Raw genomic sequence first — 5,909 nt, 5'->3', positions numbered from 1 at the left:
ATCGTCCCGCCGCCAGTTCAGGGGATTTATGGCAATGCTGCCCGGAAGAACCACCATGTTTGCCGCATTGCTTTCCGCATTTTGCCGGCCCTCGGTATTCCAGCTTATGATAACACCCGTATCCGTTTCTCCGGAGGCAAACCTGAGATGGGGACTGTCATCAAGATCCTTCTGGGTTACGGAATACCCCACGATGTAGGCCGCTACCATGCGCTGATAATATTCGGGATGATCCCTGAAATAGGTTTTGAGAAGCTCCTTCAAAAGAGCCGATCCCTGACTGTGCCCCGCCAGAATGAAGGGACGCCCTTCATTCAGGTTCTCAAAATAATAATCAAGAGCAGCTTCGGCATCCTGAAGCGGCAGTCCCTTAAAAGCGTCGTCAAGGCTGCCCGTTTCGCGGTAGACCTCCGCCTCATGCTCCAGGGACGCCTGGCGGTAGTACGGAGCAAAAATGTTGGCAGATTCCTGAAATACGCTGGCCTGCCCGTCATATACCAGCTCAGCGGCCTCCAGCATTTCCCTGTTATCAATGGCGGCATAATCGGGTTCCGTCTCGCTGCCGTTGTAAAGCGTCGGATAAAGGTAAAAGACATCTGCCTCTTTGGTAATGTCCGGCCGGCTCAGCCAGCGCTCGGCCAGGGAATAATCAACCGGCCCCTGATCCTCTGACGCGCCTTTTCCGGAACCGGAGCAGCCCGCAAAGTTAAAGAGCGCCAGCATAAGAGCTGCCGGCGTCATCAGCATCATCCGCAGTCTGCCCCTTCTAAATACGGTTCCCTTCATTGCTCATTGCCTTCCTGCTCCTTATTCCTTTTTAGCGGAACATTCATATTCTACAACAGGGCAAAACTCATTTTGCAAAAACAGAAGACTCTTCCCCCGAAAACATGCGTCATCGGGAGCCCGGATCAATCCCCCCGGGAGCCCCTCCGGAGCCGGTGTTTTTCCTTTACTTTCTTTTTGATAGTGCTATACTTTAGTAAAGTACAGTTCTTTAGTATTATTCAGTCATTACTGAGTATACGGTTTCAATTTTACATACCAATACCTGCTGATCCGGCGGGCAGCGCTTCTTTTTGAGGCGGCTCCCCGGCAAACAGGCAGCGGCGGCAATCAGGAGCTCTTATGAACACAGACTGCTACGGCAACAAGGAATGCCCGGTAGAAACCGCTCTGGGCGTTATCGGCGGCAAATACAAGGTGGTTATCCTCTACCACCTCCGGGAGAAGGCTCTCCGCTTCAGCGAGCTTCAGAAGCTCATTCCGGAAGCCACCGCCAAAACTCTTACCAAGCAGCTCCGGGAGCTGGAGCGGGACTTTCTGATCTCCCGCCGGGTTTATGCCATCATCCCCCCGAAAACCGAATACAGCCTGACCTCTCTGGGCAAAACCCTGCTTCCGGTGCTGGCCAACATCTGCCAGTGGGGAGAGAACTACATCCGGGAACGCTATGTGCTGGAACACAACCCCCAGAGAAAGCTTATTACCGCCCGGGACAGCGATGCCCCCGATGACGGCCAGACACCCGCAGCCTGAGGCTCCCGCCGCATGGCCAAACGGCAGCAATGCCGCTAACAGGGATTAGCGGTATTTAACAGCATTAACTGCGCTTACACATTTACAGCAATAACAGGAAACAGCATGAATTCTTCTGATAAAGCCGCCGAAGTTCCGGACTTTGCCGTCGTGTCCTCCCGGAACTACTCCGGCGAAAGAGCGCTCTTTCAGGCGCGGGATCTGATTATTGAGGATTCCTCCTTCGACAGCGGGGAATCCCCCCTCAAGGAATGCCGCCATCTCCGGCTGAACGGGGTCTCCTTCAGATGGAAGTACCCCCTCTGGTACTCCCGGGATATCGAGGTTAAAAATGCGGTATTTTTTGAGATGGCCCGGGCCGGCATCTGGTACACCGATGACATCTCCGTGACGGATACGGTTTACGAGGCTCCCAAGGGCTTTCGCCGGGTTAACCGCGGCCGCATTTCCGGAGTGGAGTTTCCCAATGCTCTGGAAACCCTGTGGAACTGCGCGGACATGGAGATAACGAGGGTCACCGCCAAAGGCGATTACTTTGCCATGAACCTTAACAAGGCCCGCATCAGCGAGCTTAACCTTATCGGAAACTACGGCTTTGACGGAGCCCGGGATATCGAAATCACAAATTCAAAGCTGCTCACCAAGGACGCCTTCTGGAATTCTGAGAACATCACCATCCGGAACTCCCTGATTTCCGGAGAGTATTTTGCCTGGAACTCCCGGAATGTCACCCTGGAGGACTGCGTCATCGACAGTCTGCAGGGCCTCTGCTATATCGAAAACCTGACCCTCAGAAACTGCCGCCTCCGGGACACCACTCTGGCCTTCGAGTACTGCCGGAACATTGATGCGGAAATCACGGGCCCGGTTAAGAGCATCTTTAACCCCCTGTCCGGACGCATTGTGGCAGACAGCCTGCAGGAGCTGATTCTGGATCCCGCAAAAATCGATCCCGACGCTACCGAGATCCTGGTGAAAGACGGCCATAAGCCCGCGGCGATTACAGAACCCCGGGAATTTGCCGCAAAGGAGCCCTGATGAAGTACGATTTAGCGACTCCGGTTAACCGCCGGAATGACTATGCCCTGAAATGGGGCGGCCCGGCGGACGAGCTGCCCCTGTGGGTGGCGGACATGGATTTCCGCACGGCGCCCGAGATCACGGAGGGGCTTCTGGAAACCGTCCGGGAGGGGATCTTCGGCTATACGGACATTCCCCGGATCTGGCACCGGGCCTTCAGGGACTGGTGGCAAAAGGAGCACGGCCTTAACTCCGAAGAGGACTGGTTCGTCTTCGTCACGGGAGTGGTGCCCGCTCTGTCCTCCATTGTCAGGAGAATCACCCTGCCCAATGAGAAGGTCTGCATCATGACCCCGGTATACGGCATCTTCTGGAATTCCATTGAGAATCAGGGCCGCCGCGTTCTGGAGTGCCCTCTTGACTATGATCGGGAACAAGGTTCCTACAGCCTTAACGCCGCGAGACTGGAGGCCTGTCTCCGGGATCCCCAGTGCTCCCTGCTTTTTCTGTGCAATCCCCACAATCCCGTTGGCAAAATCTGGTCCCGGGAGGATCTCCTCATAATTTCGGATCTGGCCGCAAAGCACGGGGTTACCGTGGTCTCGGACGAGATCCACTGCGATCTCACCCTGCCGGGACGGGAATACATCCCCTATGCCGCGGTTTCGGAGGCCGCAGCCCGAAACAGCATTACCTGCATGTCCGCCTCCAAGGCCTTCAATCTGGCGGGACTCCATGCGGCAGCCGTCATGATCCCGGATCCCTTTCTCCGGCACCGCATCTCCCGGGGGCTCAATAATGAGGAGCTGGCGGAAAGCGGCTCTCTGGGGGCTCTGAGCGCGGTGCTGGCCTTTACCCGTGGCCGGCCCTGGCTTCAGGAGCTCCGGACAAAGCTTGCGGAAAACCGTAATCTCGCCGCCGCATTTCTGGCTGCGGAAATCCCGGAATTCCGGGTTATCCCGGGAGAAGCTACCTATCTTTTATGGGCTGATATCTCCGGGGTAACCTCCGATGACCGCAAATTCTGCGCCTTTCTCAGAAAAGAGGCTAAGCTCAGGATTTCCCCGGGCCGGGACTTCGGAGAAAGCGGCCGGGGCTTTGTGAGAATCAATCTGGCCTGTCCCGAGATCACCCTGAAGGAGGCTCTCCGGAGACTCCGGGACGGCACGCGTCAGTTTCTGGCAAAACGGGATGCTCCCGCCCTCTGACAGCCCGGAAATGCCGGGGCCGGACTGAGCCGCCCCGGATTAAACAGGGAGCCGCCGCGGCAATATTCCTTAAGCGCTAAAGCAATTAAACACGGCAGAAGCCCCTCTCCGGTTTTTCTTCAGGATCCCCGCAGGCGTTTCAGGTACATAGCCTGATCGGATTCAGGAATGCCTATGCGGTTCATTGCCTCCTCAGCAGCAATGCCGCAGCTGCCGCTCAGTATCCTGATACCAGCAAGAATTTGCTCTTGCATCTTCGACATCTTTGCATTCATGTCATCAAGCTCTTGCTGCATCTCCTGCCGCGCTTCTTCCCGGCCTTGCGCCAGACCTTCTTTCATGTACCATTTTTCAAGGACGTTGCTCAGACTGCCCATTTTCTCATTTCCTCTGATACTAAAATTTCTTCCGTCATCGGGATGCTGAGCTCATGTACCAAAATTCTCTTTGGCGGCAAATTGATTGTCATCAGAGTTGCCGCGCCACGGTCATGAATTTCTCTGTACCTGACAGAAAAAAACAGCAAAACCGGCAGGGCAGGAAATATTCCCTGCGGGCTGCCGGCTTCCTTCTATGTACGGTTAAGCAGAAAACGCCTCAGCGGATTTTCTTCAGGATTCCCGCAGGCGTTTCAGGTACATAACCTGATCGGGTTCAGGAATGCTCATGCGTTTCATAGCTTCCTCATAAGAAATGCCGCAGCTGTCGCTCAGTATCTTGATACTGGCAAGCATTTGCTCTTGCATTCGCTCTTGCATCTTCGACATCTTCGACATCTTCGTATTCATGTCATCAAGCTCTTTCTGCATCTTCTGCCGCATTTCTTCCCGGCCTTGCGCCAGACCTTGCGCCAGACCTTGCTCCCGGCCCTCTTTCATGATAGCGCTGCTCAGACTGCCCATATTTTCCATCGCCTCAGATATTTCTTTAGTCATAGGAACGTTAAATTCATGTTCCAATATTTTCTGGCGGTATTCAAGTGTTTTGTCATCAATTAGCAGCGCAGATAAAAATTCAACAATTTTTTCCCGATTCTCGGGGTCTTTGTTACCGAAGGTAATTATGGCAATCCTGATTTTGTCGTAGTACTGTTTATACTCTTCGCCGAGTTCCAGAGCCGGCCCGAAACTTCTTAACACCCCAAGGCCCAATTCCACCATCGAGTTTTTACAGTTCAGGGAAGGTCGCAGCCAAAGAGTATAGACCTTTCTTATGGAGTCGTATTCCATGTTTTTGAATACTGTTCCGTTCTGTCTGGAAATCAGCCGGGCCGCATAATATACGCAGCGCGAGATAAGTTTATAATTAAGATCATCATCCAGAGGCTGAACCTCGATATTTATGGTCAGTACTACCGTTTCGCGGCCTCGGGGATGCCTGATATTGAACAGAATGTCAAAACGCGTCACTCCTTCTCCGGGAACCGTGTCTTCGGTATCGTAACTCTCAATTTTACTGTCAGCATTTGGCATGGCCGGGTCAACCGCTATGCTGTTAACAGCGCACACATCTTCAATGCAATCCTGAAGTTCCGCAATGTCATACTGACTGAATTCCTCAATGCCGTATTTGAGGACATTGGCCAGAATAACTGTGCGCTTCAGGAGAGTCTTTGCCACAGAATCGAAAGATAACTTGCCGTTCCCGGTTGTATCAGGTTGTTTCTTCGGTGGATTCTTTGGAAGTGCCAGATCTTTTGAAAAAGTCCCTGATTCTGATTCGGCTTTGCCTTCATTTCCCGCATCCGTTCCGGTATTTTCATTCATCTTAAAAGCTTTTCTTTTGACAAATCCCTTGCCGTGTGTTGCTTCCATGATATTGGCAACATCGCTATTTACTATATCGTTCAACTGTCAGATCCTTACGCTGTCTGAAACAAAAACCGCTGTCCAGAGGACAGACTCCCAATCCTGACACTGATATATAATGCATTGATATTGAATCTGCCGTACTTTATTGGTTATATAAAATAACATCATAGTACAGAAGAGATATATAACAGTGCTGGAACAAGCGTCACAACGCTTAACTACGATCAGAACCTCAAAACAGTTCTGTGCCGGCAAATACTACCACAATTCCTGAAATGTGCAAAATGTTTTAGAATAAAATTTAATTGTCTATATTTTGACCAGAATACAG

The 5,909-nt window shown here is 52.4% G+C and carries 6 protein-coding genes; 3 read left to right on the top strand and 3 right to left on the bottom strand.

Annotation, left to right across the window (positions count from 1 at the left end):
• Positions 1–750: DUF3089 domain-containing protein (locus ACJROR_RS10730; RefSeq protein WP_406547051.1), on the bottom strand; the 750-nt coding region annotated here is incomplete at its 3' end.
• A gap of 378 nt (positions 751–1,128) precedes the next feature.
• Here ACJROR_RS10730 and ACJROR_RS10725 point away from each other — a divergent pair.
• The 3 genes from ACJROR_RS10725 to ACJROR_RS10715 all read left to right on the top strand — a co-directional run bounded on the left by ACJROR_RS10725 (position 1,129) and on the right by ACJROR_RS10715 (position 3,767).
• Positions 1,129–1,539: a winged helix-turn-helix transcriptional regulator gene (locus ACJROR_RS10725; protein WP_406547050.1), complete on the top strand. Its 411-nt coding sequence runs from the start codon at positions 1,129–1,131 to the stop codon at positions 1,537–1,539.
• Positions 1,540–1,644: 105 nt separating this feature from the next.
• Positions 1,645–2,577 (top strand): DUF3737 family protein, encoded by a 933-nt coding sequence (locus tag ACJROR_RS10720; RefSeq protein WP_406547049.1) that lies wholly within the window; start codon positions 1,645–1,647, stop codon positions 2,575–2,577.
• The gene (locus ACJROR_RS10715; protein ID WP_406547048.1) at positions 2,577–3,767 is read left to right on the top strand and encodes a MalY/PatB family protein; all 1,191 of its coding nucleotides are present in this window, start codon (positions 2,577–2,579) and stop codon (positions 3,765–3,767) included. The genes ACJROR_RS10720 and ACJROR_RS10715 overlap by 1 nt, the downstream gene beginning before the upstream one ends.
• 119 nt (positions 3,768–3,886) lie before the next feature.
• Here the strand turns inward: ACJROR_RS10715 and ACJROR_RS10710 are convergent, their stop codons facing one another.
• Positions 3,887–4,144: a hypothetical protein gene (locus tag ACJROR_RS10710; protein WP_406547047.1), complete on the bottom strand. Its 258-nt coding sequence runs from the start codon at positions 4,142–4,144 to the stop codon at positions 3,887–3,889.
• A 234-nt stretch (positions 4,145–4,378) separates the two neighbouring features.
• Complete coding sequence (locus ACJROR_RS10705) at positions 4,379–5,617, bottom strand: hypothetical protein (protein WP_406547046.1); 1,239 nt, start codon at positions 5,615–5,617, stop codon at positions 4,379–4,381.
• Positions 5,618–5,909: the final 292 nt, after the last annotated feature.

This window comes from Succinimonas sp., assembly GCF_045225735.1.
Taxonomy (GTDB): Bacteria; Pseudomonadota; Gammaproteobacteria; order Enterobacterales; family Succinivibrionaceae; genus Succinimonas.
This window is presented reverse-complemented; position numbering and strand designations above follow the sequence as displayed.